The sequence below is a fragment of the Pseudomonas sp. PAMC 26793 genome, from assembly GCF_000313235.1.
GTDB classification, from domain to species: Bacteria; Pseudomonadota; Gammaproteobacteria; order Pseudomonadales; family Pseudomonadaceae; genus Aquipseudomonas; species Aquipseudomonas yamanorum.
Genome location: NZ_AMXG01000045.1, coordinates 255,730 through 270,544, shown reverse-complemented (window position 1 = coordinate 270,544; position 14,815 = coordinate 255,730). Strand labels below are relative to the sequence as shown.

Genomic DNA, 14,815 nt, shown 5'->3' with positions numbered 1-14,815 from the left:
ATATGCTGCCACCCATGCTGCCCTTGAGTGTTGTGCCGGTCACGTCGCAGCTTGATCCGGTGCGCCAGAAACCGGATATCCCGCCTGTGGTGCCGGTTCAACCAGGCTCCAACGAAAGCACCATCGACCTGCAAAAGCGCGACCCCGAGGAAGCAGCCCTGTTGCTGCGCGAGGAGCAGCGACGCCAACAGGAGCAGCAAAAACGCCGCCGCGAAGCCGATGAGGATTCGGAGCAGCACCTGGCCATTCCCGGCGACGAACTCAACGCCGACAACACCGTGCCGGTGGTGCCGCTGATTGAAGATGCACCACGCCAAGGCCTGTGGGTGGACGTCGAGGTTTAATCCCGCAGTTCGTGCAGGGCGGCTACCAGTTGCTCGATATCGTGCGCGGTGTTGAGGTAGCTCACGGAGATTCGCGCCACGCTGTCCAGCCCCCGGGCCTGCATGTCCAGCGGTGTGTAGGGCACGCCGTTGGCACCGATGTTGATCCGCTTGAGCCCCAGGCGCCGCTTGAGCTCAAAGGCGTCCCAGCCGGCCAGGTTGAAGGCGATCAGGCCTGACTGGTTTCCGGCAATGCCTAAATCATGCAGGGTAATCCCCTCGATCCCGCGTAGTTCTTCGCGGATCGTGTCACTTAGAAGCCGAACCGTCCGGCGAATCCGCTCAACGCCCAGTCGATTGACCTCCAGCAGCGCATTGCCCAGGCCTGCCAGCAACGCGAATGACACTTCGCTGGTTTCAAAACGCCGGGCGTCGTTGCGCAAGTCGAAACCCGCAGGGCTCCAGGGCGCAGAAAACACATCGCGTTGGGCCGGGTTCAAGCGCTCGAGAAAATCCGGCCGCACGTACAGCAATGCGGTCCCGCGCGGGCCGCGCAGATGCTTGCGCCCGGCGCCCTTGAGTACATCGCAGTGCAGCGCTTGCACATCCACCGGCACCTGGCCGATGGCTTGTCCGGCGTCGATGAAGTAGGCGATGCCACGACGCTTGGCCAACGCGCCGATGGCCTCGGCAGGGTTGATCAAGCCGCTGTTGGCGGGGAGCCAGGTTAGGTCGATCAACCGCACCCGGTCGTCGAGCATGGCTTCCAGGCCGGCGACGGACACCGCGCCGGCTTCATCGCAAGGGATCACCTCTACGTGCGCACCCGCTTGCACGGCCGTCTGCATGCTCGCCAGGTTGCCGCCCCATTCGTGGCGGCCCACCAAAATGCGGTCGCCCGGCTGCCATGGGCCCAGCGCCTGAAACGCCAGGCTCCAGGCGGTCGAGCCGCTGCTGGCAAAGGCAATCGATGACGCGGGGGCGTTGAGCAATTGCGCCGCCGCGCGACGGGCTTTCTCCGCCAGCAGCGACCCGTGCTCGCCGGCTTCCATCGGGCCGTCACGGGCTTCGCGTTGCAACTGGTCAATGATTGCGTCGAGCGTCCCCTGGCTCGGCAAGGAGGCCCCGGCGTGGTTGAAGTGGACGATGCCGGACTGGCAGCCCGGCGTTTCGTCCCGCAGCTCCCGGACCTCGGTCAGGGACAGCGCGGTCACGGCTGCAGCTCGAAAATGGCATCAACCTCCACTGCCACGCCGCCTGGCAAACTGGCGACGCCCACGGCAGTACGGACATGGCGGCCTTTGTCGCCAAGGGCGTTGACCAGCAGGTTCGAGGCGCCATTGGCCACTGCGCCCTGGCGCTGAAAATCACCGCTGCTGGCGATAAACACGCCCAACCGAATGATGCGCACCAGCCGCGACAGGTCATCGCCCAAGGCATCGCTCAATTGTGCCAGCAGGCCCAGCGCAGCGAGTTCGGCGGCCTTGGCGCCTTCGTCTTCGCTGATGGATTCGCCGAGACGACCGATGTAGGTGGGTTTGCCGTCCAGCAGCGGGATTTGGCCGGAGATAAACAGTTGGTTCTGGCTGATCACGTAATTGACGTAGTTGGCGATCGGCTGGCTGGGTGTTGGCAGGCTCAGGCCGAGGGCTTGTACGCGTTGCGAGATGGAGTGGCTCATGTTGAATCCTCTTGAGAAGAGTCTTCAGCATGGGCGGCGTGGTTTTGGCAGACAAACGGATAGATCTCACTCGACGTATCTAAATAACTTATGCGTCAGCACAGATTTCCCGCAGCCATTCACTGAAACAGGTGGCCGCTTGGCTGGTATCGCCTTGCGGGGTGATCAGCCAGTAACCGATCTCGCTCTGGTAGGGCGGCTGGTCGAAGGCTTCCACCAATGAGCCGTCCTTCAACTTGCGCTCGATCAGGCGGTGGCGGCCCATGGCGATGCCCTGGCCGGCGACGGCGGCTTCGACCACGATGTTGTAGTCGTGCAACAGTGCCTTGGGGTAGTGCTCCACATCCATCTGGTAATGCCGGGACCAGTCGGTCCACTCGAAAGGGCGGTGCGAGGTGGCCATCAGCAGGGGGCCGTTCTCCAGTTGGCTGGCCTTGAACGCCGGGCTGCACACCGGTGACAGGGTTTCGCTCATCAAGCGGGTGGCCTGCACGTCGGCCCAGTCACCCTTGCCGTAGCGAATCGCCAGGTCGACCTCGGCGGCGGCGACATCTGCCAGTTGAATCGCGGGTACCAACTCCACCTGGATGTGCGGGTAGCGGCTAAGAAACCCGGCCAGGCGCGGCGCCAGCCACAAGGTGGCGAACGAGGCGAGCAGGCCGACGCGCAGCACGGTGGTGGCGGGTGGCGTTTGTTGCTGGCGGGTAGCGGCGGCGATGACGTCGAGGGCGGGGCGGATTTGGTCGTAGTAGTGTTGGCCGTCTTCGGTCAGATCGATGGCGCGGGTGCGTCGGATAAATAGAGGCTTGCCCAGATGCTGTTCGAGTTTCTGCACTTGATGGCTGAGGGCGCTTTGGGTCACCGACAGTTCGGCGGCAGCCTTGATAAAACTCAGATGCCGGGCCACGGCTTCAAAGGCGCGCAGGGCCAGGAGTGGGGGAAGGTCCTTGTGCAGTGCCACGTCGAACGCTCTGTGTGAGGGTTGGGATGGGGTGATTTTGCGGGCAAATGCGCGGGATGACACCGATTTTGTTTACGTGGGATTGGCGCAGGACGCATTATTGGGGCATCCAAGCCATTACGTAAGCCAAGCCATGAGTGACGATGACAAACTGATAGACCTGAATGCCGAACGGGCCAAACGTGTCCATGATCTGAATGACAAACGACTGAATGAAGTGCGCCAGGCGTTTGAGCAGGCGATGCCGTTGGGTAAGGCCAAGAAAAAGCCGAAAAACAAACCGAAAAAGCGTTGATATAGCCTGCATCAGTTGATGCAGGTCAGTTATTTCCCTTCTTTACGCCCCGTCGCGGGCGACATTGATCCTCGTCAATTTCTTCTTTCGTCTTCTTGGTTAACTTAGCCCTATCGCAACAGGGCAAGTGCAGGAGGCCGGTCATGTTTTTCGATAATGTGGTATTTGCCGGAGTGCTGACGGTTGGCCTCATGGTGATGTTCTTTGTAGGGTTTGGAATTTTTATCTGGAAAGACGCTAATAAGCGTAAGAAGCCTTAGGTCTTTTCGGGATACATGAGCACGCAAGGCATTTTGGGCGACTTCGGTCGCCTTTTTTTTGTTTTGGATTTAGTGGTGGATGTGGGTGTGTATCCGTTATTTAGGTAACGGCCACTTAGGGTTTCGCTCTTGCAGCCAGTCACTTTTTTACAAAAGGCCGGCTCGAGTGTTAAGAGTGAAAGCAGAGCTGCTTTTATGTGGGAGCGGGCCTGCTCGCGAAGAACCAGAGGGCGCCGCGTTGAATCAGGATGCCAGCGTCATCGTTAACGACCTTCGCGAGCAAGCCCGCTCCCACATTTGACCGTGCCCGCTTCTGATTTTGCTGTTGCTTTTGCTTCACCACACTCAAGCCGGCCGGTAGGCCGCTGTGAGAGCGGAACCCATATCAGCCATCACCCAAATAACGGATATACACCCAAACCCCAGCCACAAAAAAAGGCACGACCCTCACAGGTCGCACCTTCTTCACAAGCCAAAGATCTGTCAGCTACCCAAAGCCTTGGAAGCCAACCAGAACAACCCGGCCGAAAGGCCCACAGTCGCTGGCAGCGTCAGCACCCAAGCCATCAAAATGGTCTTCACGGTGCCGCCTTGCAGCCCACTCTTGTTCGCCACCATGGTCCCGGCCACACCCGAAGACAACACATGGGTCGTGGATACCGGCAGGCTAAAGATGTTAGCCAGGCCAATCATGCTGGCCGTGGTGATCTGCGCCGACATGCCCTGGGCATACGTCATCCCTTGTTTGCCGATCTTCTCACCAATGGTCAACACCACACGCTTCCAGCCCACCATAGTGCCCAGGCCCAGGGCCAGCGCTACCGCCAGGATCACCCAGAACGGTGCATATTCGGTAGTAGCCGTCAGATCCTTGCGCAACTTGTCCAGGTCCGACTTCTCACGCGCTTCCAGGCCAGGCAACTTGCCCACCTTCTTCGCGGTGTCATCCAGGCACAACAGATAACGACGCACTTCAATGCGGTGCTCGGCGGTCAGCGAATGGTAGTCAGAGACCCCCTTCAATGTATCCAGCAGGGCGGTGATGGTCGGTTCGGTCTGTTGCGGATTGCACTGGAACTTGCCCGGCAAATCGTCTTTCACACTCTTGCCCAGGGCGAGGAACTCGCCGAGGGTTTCGTGATTACGCTGGTAGAACTGATTCAAGTGCAGCGTGGCGTCGCGGGTACGCTCGATCTGGTAAGTGGTGCTGCCCAGGTCCAGTACGAACTGCGCCGGGACAATACCAATCAACACCAGCATGATCAGGCCAATACCTTTCTGACCATCGTTGGAACCGTGCACGAAGCTCACGGCCATTGCCGAAATCACCAGTACCAGGCGGTTCCAGAACGGCGGGTGCTTCTTGTCGTCGAGTTTGCGGCGCTGGTCCGGTGTCTTGTGCATCTTCGACAGTGGGCGCCACCACTTCAGGCCGAGCAGCACCAGGGCTGCCACCACGAAGCCGGCCATCGGCGAGAACACCAGCGAGGCACCGATATCGATTGCTTTCTGCCAGTTCACGCCGTCAGCCAGGGGAATGTCGTTGATCAGGGCGTTGGCCAGGCCGACACCGAGGATCGAACCGATCAGGGTGTGGGAGCTGGACGCCGGGATCCCGAAATACCAGGTGCCGAGGTTCCAGGTGATCGCCGCGGCCAATAATGAGAAGACCATGGCCAGACCGTGGCCGGTGTTCACATTGATCAGCAACTCCACCGGCAGCAAGTGCACGATGGCATATGCAACACCGACACCACCGAGCAACACGCCGAGGAAGTTGAACACCCCGGAGAAGAACACGGCCAGATGCGGAGGCATGGCTTTGGTATAGATGACTGTGGCAACCGCGTTAGCGGTGTCATGAAAGCCATTGATGAACTCGAAGGCGAGGACAAAGGCCAGGGCGAGCAACAGGCTCACTAGAACCCAAGCATCCAGTCCGCTGAATAAATCGATCATGAAGGTTTTCTGACCCGGTCGTAAGGGGGCGCGATTATGCCAGAAAACATCGGTAATCAATGCACTAGCTGCTCATCGGTAACATTCTTCAACGAAAAAAAATGGCGGGGAGGGGCGCATCCCGGTGTTTTCGGGGCTTTGGCAAGTGGTTGATTTATAAGGAGGATGCTTTAAATGTGCGGCTTAAACCGCTGGAAGGAAGCATCTGAAACAATTGTATGAAATTTCGGTAAGACACCATATAGGCGCTTCCCTCCGCCAGCGCGGTACTGGCAGAGAGATGGCACCTCTGGAAGCTCAATCCGAATCGCTTATGGCTCTTCGGCTTTGAGGTCCTGTTCAATCTTTTGGATTTCCTGGGCAAAGGCCTGGTCGAGCAGACTGGCTCGTTTGCGCCATGGCTTGCGTTCAGGTTCTGGTTGGGCGGCGTAGGTGGTGACTTCCCCGCCGTAAACATCCTTGTAACGTTGTTCCTGGCGCTCAAGTTCCGCGCGCAGTTCGTCTTTCGTCACATTGTTACCTAATTGAGTTGAGTTTGATTCCGGCGAAGCGCGATGCCGAGAAGTCGCCCCGGTATACCATCAACCCGAAAGATCAGCGTGTGAAGGTATACAGCAAAAACCACTTCTTTATTGCACGCGGCCACGATGCCGGAGAAGAACAGCTGTCGTAGCAACAGTTTTCTTGTTCACAACCACAAGCAGTTGGCAGGCATTTGAAATGAGTGTCAGGTACTTGCGGCGCAGTTTGCACAAAGCCGGTACACGGCTGGGTGAGGTTCGTCCTCGAGGGCGAGACGACTGGCCTCTACACAGGATGCATTATAGCGACGCGTTTGAATAACACTATCGCGATCAAGTTAAAAATCGTCAACTTTGTGTGAGAGTTTTGTTACGCGCGCAGGTGAGGTACTTGCTGAACTATTGGCGTCATAAATGGTGAAGCTTTCTAAACGCGATAAATAAATCTTAACTTCTCTCGTACATCAGTCGATTCTGAAAGTCGCTTGAGAAGCCACCCTGGTGGACGATCCGGACCCGACACCAGCCGGCAGTGAAAAATTGCGATAATCGAATGATCGTCCGATAATCGCCCAATGTTGGCCTCGCTGCCTTGTGTATCAATTGCACGGCGGCTTGTAATAGCGCTCACCCCCGCAGCGGTTAAAAATAAGAGAAAGGATCCTAAATGAACGATCAATTGCGCAACTCCTTCGCATCAGTGGCGCCGCCGATCGTTGCGTCACCGGCCAAGCGTATCCAGGCGTTTACCGGTGATCCGGACTTCATGACCTCTCTGGCCCGTGGCCTGGCCGTGGTGCAGGCGTTCCAGGAGCGCAAGCGCCACCTGACCATCGCCCAGATCAGCCACCGCACGGAAATTCCCCGCGCCGCCGTACGCCGTTGCCTGCATACCCTGATCAAACTCGGCTACGCCACCACCGACGGGCGTACCTATTCGCTGCTGCCCAAGGTGTTGACCCTCGGTCACGCGTATCTGTCATCCACGCCCCTGGCGGTTTCGGCCCAGCCTTACCTGGACCGCATGAGCGAACAACTCCACGAAGCCTGCAACATGGCGACCCTGGAAGGCGACGACATCCTCTACATCGCCCGTTCCGCTACCACCCAGCGCCTGATTTCCGTCGACCTGTCGGTGGGCGGTCGTTTGCCGGCCTATTGCACCTCCATGGGCCGTATCCTGCTGGCGGCGCTGGATGACGCCTCGCTGCAGGACTACCTCGACCACGCCGACCTGCAAACCAAGACCAGCCGCACCCTCACCACCCCGCAAGCCTTGCTTGAATGCCTGCAGGAAGTGCGGCAACAAGGCTGGTGCATTGTCGACCAGGAACTGGAACAGGGCCTGCGTTCCATCGCCGTGCCGGTGTACGACGCCTCCGGCCAGGTGCTGGCCGCGCTGAACGTCAGCACCCATGCCGGGCGGGTCAGCCGCAGTGAACTGGAGCAGCGTTTCCTGCCAAGCATGCTCAGCGCCAGCCAGGAACTGAGTGCCCAGCTGTTTGCGTAAGCTGTTCGGTGACCGCACAGATCCCGGCTGGATGAATTGACGGTGTTTCCCAAGGCTTATTAATGTGCGGCAGCGCTTCAGGGCGCGGCCCCAATAATAATGACGACTCAAGGTCGTTCGCCCGCCCATCGGTGTGGAAATAAAAATAATGAATCAGCCTTCACCTGCTGTCGGTACTTGCCTGGACGTTCAGTCCTTCATCAACGCCCAGCCGCTGTCGCGGTATCAGTGGCGGGTGGTGATCCTGTGTTTTCTCATCGTCTTCCTCGACGGCCTCGACACGGCCGCCATGGGCTTTATTGCCCCGGCGCTGTCCCAGGACTGGGGCATCGACCGCGCCAGCCTCGGCCCGGTGATGAGCGCCGCGTTGATCGGCATGGTCTTTGGCGCCCTCGGCTCCGGCCCGCTCGCCGACCGCTTCGGGCGCAAGGTGGTGCTGGTGGGGGCGGTATTGGTGTTTGGTGCCTTCAGCCTGGCATCGGCCTACAGCAGCAACGTCGATCAACTGCTGATCCTGCGTTTCCTCACCGGCCTGGGCCTGGGCGCGGGCATGCCGAATGCCACGACGCTGCTCTCCGAATACACCCCGGAGCGCCATAAGTCGCTGCTGGTGACCAGTATGTTCTGCGGCTTCAACCTGGGCATGGCCGGTGGCGGGTTTATCTCGGCCAAGTTGATCCCGGCCTTTGGCTGGCACAGCCTGCTGATGATCGGCGGCATCTTGCCGTTGATCCTCGCGGTGGTGTTGCTGTTCTGGCTGCCGGAGTCGGCGCGTTACCTGGTGGTGCGCAATCGCGGCACCGACAAGGTGCGCAAGACCCTCGCGCCCATAGAACCCAGCATCGTCGCCCAAGCCTCAAGCTTCAGCGTACCCGAGCAAAAAACCGTCAAGGCGCGCAATGTGTTCGCGGTGATCTTCTCGGGCACCTACAGCGCCGGCACCTTGCTGTTGTGGCTGACTTATTTCATGGGCCTGGTGATTGTTTACCTGCTGACCAGTTGGCTGCCGACCCTCATGCGTGACAGCGGCGCCAGCATGGAACAGGCCGCATTTATCGGTGCGTTATTCCAGTTCGGCGGCGTGCTAAGCGCAGTCGGCGTGGGCTGGGCGATGGATCGGTTCAATCCCCACAAGGTCATCGGCACCTTCTATCTGCTGGCCGGGGTGTTTGCCTACGCGGTGGGGCAGAGCCTGGGCAATATCACGCTGCTGGCGACCCTGGTGCTGATCGCTGGCATGTGCGTCAACGGTGCGCAATCGGCGATGCCGTCGTTGGCCGCACGCTTCTACCCGACCCAGGGCCGTGCCACCGGTGTGTCGTGGATGCTCGGCATCGGCCGTTTTGGCGCGATCCTCGGCGCATGGATGGGCGCAACCTTGCTGGGCCTGGGCTGGAACTTCGAACAGGTGCTGACGGCCCTGGTGATACCAGCGGCATTGGCCACCACCGCGGTGGTGATCAAGGGCATGGTCAGCCATGCGGACGCCACCTGAAGCGGACCGATAGCAAGACAACAATCCGTTCGATAATCGAACACTCAGTCGATTATCGGATTGTTTGGCCCCGACCCCCAGCTTAATCTTCAAGCACTTCGGCGCTGCCCCCAGCGCCTTTTTCGATCGATACCGGGAGCCCAACCCCATGGCTGAAATCCTTTCGCTGGCTGATGCAGTAAAGCAGTTCGTGAATGACGGTGACACCGTTGCACTGGAAGGCTTTACTCACCTGATCCCTACGGCGGCGGGTCATGAAATCATTCGTCAGGGCAAGAAAGACCTGACGCTGGTGCGCATGACGCCTGACCTGATCTACGACCAGTTGATCGGTGCCGGCTGTGCACGCAAGCTGATTTTCTCCTGGGGCGGCAACCCGGGCGTGGGCTCCCTGCATCGCCTGCGGGACGCGGTTGAAAAGCAATGGCCGCAACCCCTGGAGATCGAAGAACACAGCCACGCCGACCTGGCCAATGCCTACGTCGCCGGTGCGTCCGGCCTGCCATTCGCGGTGCTGCGGGCCTACGCCGGTTCCGACCTGCCCAAGGTCAATCCGCTGATCAAGACCGTGACCTGCCCCTTCACCGGCGAAGTGCTGGCCGCCGTACCATCGGTGCGCCCGGACATCACCGTGATCCACGCACAAAAGGCTGACCGTAAGGGCAACGTGTTGCTCTGGGGCATTCTCGGCGTGCAGAAAGAAGCCGCCCTGGCGGCCAAGCGCTGCATCGTCACCGTCGAAGAAATCGTCGATGACCTCAATGCACCGATGAACGCCTGCGTCCTGCCGACCTGGGCCCTGACTGCCGTGTGTCATGTGCCGGGTGGCGCGCATCCGTCCTACGCCCACGGTTACACCGAGCGTGACAACCGCTTCTACCAGGCCTGGGACCCGATCGCCCGGGACCGTGAGACGTTTACTGCGTGGATCAACGAATACATCCACGGCACCGCCAACTTCAGTGAATTCCAGGCCAAGCTGGCCACCGCGCAGGAGGCCAAATAATGGCTTACTCCACCAATGAAATGATGACTGTCGCCGCCGCGCGCCGCCTGAAGAACGGTTCGGTGTGCTTCGTCGGCATCGGCCTGCCTTCCAAGGCCGCCAACCTGGCGCGCCTGACGTCGTCGCCGGATGTGGTGCTGATCTACGAGTCCGGCCCGATTGGCGCCAAGCCATCCGTGCTACCGCTGTCCATCGGCGACGGCGAGCTGGCGGAAACCGCTGACACCGTGGTGCCAACCGGTGAGATTTTTCGCTACTGGCTGCAGGGCGGGCGCATTGACGTCGGCTTCCTCGGTGCTGCCCAGGTCGACCGCTTCGGCAACATCAACACCACCGTGGTCGGTGACTATCACCAGCCCAAAGTGCGCCTGCCGGGTGCCGGTGGCGCGCCGGAGATCGCCGGCTCCGCCAAGAGTGTGCTGATCATCCTCAAGCAGTCGGCGCGTTCGTTTGTCGACAAGCTGGACTTCATCACCTCGGTTGGCCACGGCGAAGGCGGCGACTCACGTAAACGCCTGGGTCTGCCAGGCGCCGGTCCGGTAGGCATCATTACCGACCTGTGCATCATGGAACCGGAGGAGGGCAGCCACGAGTTTGTCGTCACCGCCCTGCACCCCGGCGTAACCCGTGAGCAAGTGGTGGCCGCCACCGGTTGGGCGATTCGTTTTGCCGACCAGGTGGCCACCAGCGCCGAACCTACCGAGATTGAACTGACCGCCCTGCGCGACCTTGAGGCACGCACTGCTGCGGCCCACGGCCAAGCCCCTGGAGAAGCCTGATGCGCGACGTATTTATCTGTGACGCCATTCGTACCCCCATCGGCCGTTTTGGCGGTGGCTTGTCCACCGTGCGTGCCGATGACCTGGCGGCACTGCCGATCAAGGCGCTGATGGAACGCAACCCATCGGTGGACTGGAACGCGGTGGATGAAGTGTTCCTCGGCTGCGCCAACCAGGCCGGCGAAGACAACCGCAACGTGGCGCGCATGGCAGCATTGTTGGCGGGCCTTCCGGAAAGCATTCCCGGCGTCACCCTGAACCGCCTGTGCGCCTCGGGCATGGACGCGATCGGCACGGCTTTCCGCGCCATCGCCAGCGGCGAAATGGAGCTGGCGATTGCCGGTGGTGTTGAGTCGATGTCCCGCGCACCGTTTGTGATGGGCAAGGCTGATGCGGCGTTCTCGCGCAACATGAAGCTGGAAGACACCACCATCGGCTGGCGTTTCATCAACCCGTTGATGAAGGCCCAGTACGGCGTCGATCCGATGCCGCAAACCGCCGACAACGTGGCCGACGATTACAAAGTCTCCCGCGCCGATCAGGACGCCTTCGCCCTGCGCAGCCAGCAACGTACCGCTGTTGCACAGGCTGCCGGCTTTTTTGCTGAAGAAATCGTGCCGGTGCGTGTCGCCCATAAAAAAGGCGAAACCCTGGTCGAGCACGACGAGCACCCGCGGGCCGATACCACTTTGGAGGCCCTGGCCAAACTCAAGCCGGTCAACGGCCCTGACAAGACTGTCACCGCGGGCAACGCCTCGGGTGTGAACGACGGCGCCGCAGCACTGATCCTGGCCTCTGCGGAAGCCGTCAAAAAACATGGCCTGACTGCCCGCGCTCGTGTGCTGGGCATGGCCAGCGCCGGGGTGGCGCCTCGCGTCATGGGTATCGGCCCGGTGCCGGCGGTGCGCAAACTGGTGGAGCGCCTGGGCCTGGCGGTCACTGATTTTGATGTGATCGAACTCAACGAAGCCTTCGCCAGCCAGGGCCTGGCCGTGCTGCGAGAATTGGGGATTGCCGACGACGCACCGCAGGTCAACCCGAACGGTGGCGCCATTGCCCTCGGCCATCCGCTGGGCATGAGTGGCGCACGCCTGGTACTGACCGCCCTGCATCAGTTGGAAAAAACCGGCGGCAGCAAAGGCCTGGCGACCATGTGTGTCGGTGTTGGCCAAGGCCTGGCCCTGGCGATCGAACGTGTTTGAGACCCACAAGAATAAAGAGGATTGCTCCATGAGTGACAAGCCCGGATACCGGCGCCCGCAAGCGGGTACTCAGCCTGATTACCTGCACCCGGCCTACCAGTCGACGAACCTGCGTTCGCCGTCCAAGCCGTTGGTGTTCCTGCCCCATTCCCTGTCGGAAATCACCGGCCCGACCATCGGCGCCGAGCGCATCAACGAGAAGGACAACGACCTGACCGCCCAGCATGAAGGCGAGCCCCAGGGCGAACGCATCATCATTCACGGGCGCGTGCTGGATGAAAACGGCTTGCCCGTGCCTGGCATCCTCGTGGAAATCTGGCAGGCCAACGCCGCCGGCCGCTACAACCACAAGCGCGACCTGCACGACGCGCCGCTGGACCCGAACTTCACCGGCACCGGGCGTACCGTCACCGACGCTGACGGCTGGTACCAGTTCCAGACCATCAAGCCCGGCGCCTACCCATGGGGCAACCACCACAACGCGTGGCGCCCGGCGCACATCCACTTCTCGCTGTTCGGCCCGAGTGTGCTGACACGATTGGTGACGCAGATGTACTTCCCCGGCGATCCGTTGCTGGCGTACGACCCGATCTACAACTGCGTCCCGGACACCTCTGCCAAGGAACGCCTGATCGCCAGTTTCGACCTGGAAAAAACCATTCCGCACTATGCCCTCGGCTACCGCTGGGACATCGTCCTGCGCGGCCGCGACGCCACGCCGATGGAGAAATGAGATGAGCCTCAACGCGACTACTTCCCACACCGTCGGGCCGTATTACCACATCGGCCTGACCTGGCTGAACCGCGAAGACCTCACCGTTGCCGCAACCCTCGGTGAGCGCGTGGCGATCACCGGGCAGGTGGTGGATGGCAACGGCGATGTGGTCAACGACGCCATGCTGGAAGTCTGGCAGGCGAATGCGGCCGGCAAGTACGACCATCCTGAAGATGAGCAGGACAAGCCGGTGGACCCGAACTTCGAAGGCTTTGGCCGGGTGCCGGTGGATGCCGAAGGGCGTTTTAGGTTTACCACCATCAAGCCGGGCAGTGTGCCGGGGTTGAAGGGCACGACCCAGGCGCCGCATCTGGTGGTACTGGTGTTTGCCCGTGGGTTGGTGAAGCACCTGCTGACGCGGATTTACTTTGACGGTGAGGCGGCGAATGGGGATGACGCGCTGCTGGCGTGTGTACCGCAAGAACGCCGGCGCACGTTGATCGCCAAGGCGGATGCGACGGGTGTGTATCAGTGGAATGTGATTTTGCAGGGCACAGACGAAGAGACGGTGTTCTTCGATTATTGAGTTGGCTGGGGATTTATCGCAGGCAAGCCAGCTCCCACAGGGGAATGCATTCCAAATGTGGGAGCCGGGCTTGCCCGCGATGAGGCCGGCCCAGGCAACAAATATGCAAAAGTCTGCTTGCGGAACATGGTTGTTGCAAAGTATGTCTAGGCTATAACCGTTCCCACTGAGTGAAAAAACATGACAACAAAAACCAGCCATTACACCGGAGAAGAACGCAGCAAAAGGATCTTTGCGATTGTCGGTGCCTCTTCCGGCAATCTCGTCGAATGGTTCGACTTCTACGTCTATGCCTTCTGCGCCATCTATTTTGCCCCGGCGTTTTTCCCGTCGGACGACCCCACCGTGCAACTGCTCAACACCGCCGGTGTGTTCGCCGCCGGCTTCCTGATGCGCCCCATCGGCGGCTGGCTGTTCGGCCGGGTCGCGGATAAACACGGTCGCAAGAATTCGATGATGATCTCGGTGCTGATGATGTGCGCCGGCTCCCTGGTCATCGCCTTTTTGCCCACCTACAAAGACATCGGCGCCTGGGCCCCGGCCTTGCTCCTGGTCGCGCGGCTGTTCCAGGGCCTGTCGGTAGGCGGTGAATATGGCACTACCGCTACCTACATGAGTGAAGTGGCCCTCAAGGGCCAGCGCGGCTTCTTCGCCTCGTTCCAGTACGTGACCCTGATCGGCGGGCAACTGCTGGCGGTGTTGGTGGTGGTGATCCTGCAACAGATCCTCACCGAAGATGAACTGCGGGCCTGGGGCTGGCGGATTCCGTTCGTGATCGGCGCCATTGCGGCGGTGATCTCGCTGTTGCTGCGTCGTACCCTGAAAGAAACCACCAGCAAGGAAATGCGTGAAGACAAGGACGCCGGCAGCATTGCCGCGCTGTTCCGCGATCACAAGGCCGCGTTTATCACCGTGCTCGGTTACACCGCCGGCGGTTCGCTGATTTTCTACACGTTCACCACCTACATGCAGAAGTACCTGGTGAACACCGCCGGGATGCACGCCAAGACCGCCAGCTACATCATGACCGGCGCGCTGTTCTTCTACATGTGCATGCAGCCGGTGTTCGGCGCGCTGGCGGACAAAATTGGCCGCCGTAACTCGATGCTGTGGTTCGGTGCCCTGGGCACGCTGTGCACTGTGCCGATCCTGTTGACCCTGAAAACCGTCAGCAGTCCGTTCCTGGCCTTTGTGTTGATCACCCTGGCCCTGGCCATCGTGAGCTTCTACACCTCCATCAGCGGCCTGGTGAAAGCCGAGATGTTCCCGCCACAAGTGCGTGCATTGGGCGTGGGCCTGGCGTATGCGGTGGCGAACGCGATCTTCGGTGGTTCGGCGGAGTACGTGGCCTTGGGTCTCAAGTCCATGGGCATGGAGAACACCTTCTACTGGTACGTCACGGCGATGATGGCGGTGGCGTTCCTGTTCAGCTTGCGCTTGCCCAAAGAGGCGGCGTACTTGCACCACGATCTGTAACCGGCTGGCGCATGCCCATTGTCGGGTATGCGCCACCTAGGGATGT

At 60.5% G+C, this 14,815-nt stretch carries 16 protein-coding genes; 11 read left to right on the top strand and 5 right to left on the bottom strand.

Annotation, left to right across the window (positions count from 1 at the left end):
• Positions 1–2 precede the first annotated feature (2 nt).
• Positions 3–344 carry a hypothetical protein gene (locus tag D109_RS0125345; protein ID WP_017479350.1) on the top strand — a complete coding sequence of 114 codons (342 nt, stop codon included), beginning with the start codon at positions 3–5 and terminating at the stop codon, positions 342–344.
• On the opposite strand, the gene D109_RS0125340 is transcribed toward D109_RS0125345, so the two are convergent.
• The 3 genes from D109_RS0125340 to D109_RS0125330 form a co-directional block, all read right to left on the bottom strand.
• Complete coding sequence (locus D109_RS0125340) at positions 341–1,537, bottom strand: aminotransferase class V-fold PLP-dependent enzyme (protein ID WP_017479349.1); 1,197 nt, start codon at positions 1,535–1,537, stop codon at positions 341–343. The two genes, D109_RS0125345 and D109_RS0125340, sit on opposite strands and share 4 nt — an antisense overlap.
• The gene (locus D109_RS0125335; RefSeq protein WP_017479348.1) at positions 1,534–2,004 is read right to left on the bottom strand and encodes a RidA family protein; all 471 of its coding nucleotides are present in this window, start codon (positions 2,002–2,004) and stop codon (positions 1,534–1,536) included. Before D109_RS0125335 ends, D109_RS0125340 begins: the two co-directional genes overlap by 4 nt.
• Before the next feature lie 88 nt (positions 2,005–2,092).
• A complete protein-coding gene (locus D109_RS0125330; RefSeq protein ID WP_017479347.1) occupies positions 2,093–2,965 on the bottom strand; it encodes a LysR substrate-binding domain-containing protein in 873 nt (290 codons plus the stop codon).
• A 133-nt stretch (positions 2,966–3,098) separates the two neighbouring features.
• Between D109_RS0125330 and D109_RS1000000134675 the strand changes: the two genes are divergently transcribed.
• Both D109_RS1000000134675 and ccoM read left to right on the top strand, forming a co-directional pair.
• Entirely contained in the window at positions 3,099–3,260 is a 162-nt protein-coding gene (locus D109_RS1000000134675) for a hypothetical protein (protein ID WP_003172386.1), read from the top strand.
• Positions 3,261–3,403: 143 nt separating this feature from the next.
• Complete coding sequence (gene ccoM, locus D109_RS1000000135130) at positions 3,404–3,520, top strand: cytochrome c oxidase subunit CcoM (RefSeq protein WP_010176679.1); 117 nt, start codon at positions 3,404–3,406, stop codon at positions 3,518–3,520.
• 483 nt (positions 3,521–4,003) lie between these two features.
• Here ccoM and D109_RS0125310 read toward each other — a convergent pair whose 3' ends face one another.
• Both D109_RS0125310 and D109_RS0125305 read right to left on the bottom strand, forming a co-directional pair.
• A complete protein-coding gene (locus tag D109_RS0125310; RefSeq protein ID WP_017479345.1) occupies positions 4,004–5,479 on the bottom strand; it encodes an inorganic phosphate transporter in 1,476 nt (491 codons plus the stop codon).
• 311 nt (positions 5,480–5,790) lie between these two features.
• The gene (locus D109_RS0125305) at positions 5,791–5,991 is read right to left on the bottom strand and encodes a hypothetical protein (protein WP_003219834.1); all 201 of its coding nucleotides are present in this window, start codon (positions 5,989–5,991) and stop codon (positions 5,791–5,793) included.
• A gap of 676 nt (positions 5,992–6,667) precedes the next feature.
• Between D109_RS0125305 and pcaR the strand changes: the two genes are divergently transcribed.
• From pcaR to D109_RS0125260, 8 genes are all read left to right on the top strand, one after another.
• Positions 6,668–7,510 (top strand): pca regulon transcriptional regulator PcaR, encoded by an 843-nt coding sequence (gene pcaR / locus D109_RS0125295; protein ID WP_003219833.1) that lies wholly within the window; start codon positions 6,668–6,670, stop codon positions 7,508–7,510.
• Between the two features lie 148 nt (positions 7,511–7,658).
• Positions 7,659–9,005: an MFS transporter gene (locus tag D109_RS0125290; protein ID WP_017479343.1), complete on the top strand. Its 1,347-nt coding sequence runs from the start codon at positions 7,659–7,661 to the stop codon at positions 9,003–9,005.
• Between the two features lie 148 nt (positions 9,006–9,153).
• Complete coding sequence (locus D109_RS0125285; protein WP_003219830.1) at positions 9,154–10,011, top strand: CoA transferase subunit A; 858 nt, start codon at positions 9,154–9,156, stop codon at positions 10,009–10,011.
• The gene (locus tag D109_RS0125280) at positions 10,008–10,790 is read left to right on the top strand and encodes a CoA-transferase subunit beta (RefSeq protein WP_177325539.1); all 783 of its coding nucleotides are present in this window, start codon (positions 10,008–10,010) and stop codon (positions 10,788–10,790) included. Before D109_RS0125285 ends, D109_RS0125280 begins: the two co-directional genes overlap by 4 nt.
• A complete protein-coding gene (pcaF, locus tag D109_RS0125275) occupies positions 10,787–11,992 on the top strand; it encodes a 3-oxoadipyl-CoA thiolase (RefSeq protein ID WP_177070999.1) in 1,206 nt (401 codons plus the stop codon). Before D109_RS0125280 ends, pcaF begins: the two co-directional genes overlap by 4 nt.
• Positions 11,993–12,020: 28 nt before the next feature.
• Positions 12,021–12,725: a protocatechuate 3,4-dioxygenase subunit beta gene (gene pcaH / locus D109_RS0125270; RefSeq protein WP_017479340.1), complete on the top strand. Its 705-nt coding sequence runs from the start codon at positions 12,021–12,023 to the stop codon at positions 12,723–12,725.
• A gap of 1 nt (position 12,726) precedes the next feature.
• Positions 12,727–13,293, top strand: coding sequence for a protocatechuate 3,4-dioxygenase subunit alpha (gene pcaG / locus D109_RS0125265; protein WP_017479339.1), 567 nt, complete (start codon positions 12,727–12,729; stop codon positions 13,291–13,293).
• A 180-nt stretch (positions 13,294–13,473) separates the two neighbouring features.
• Positions 13,474–14,769 (top strand): MFS family transporter, encoded by a 1,296-nt coding sequence (locus D109_RS0125260; protein WP_017479338.1) that lies wholly within the window; start codon positions 13,474–13,476, stop codon positions 14,767–14,769.
• Positions 14,770–14,815: the final 46 nt, after the last annotated feature.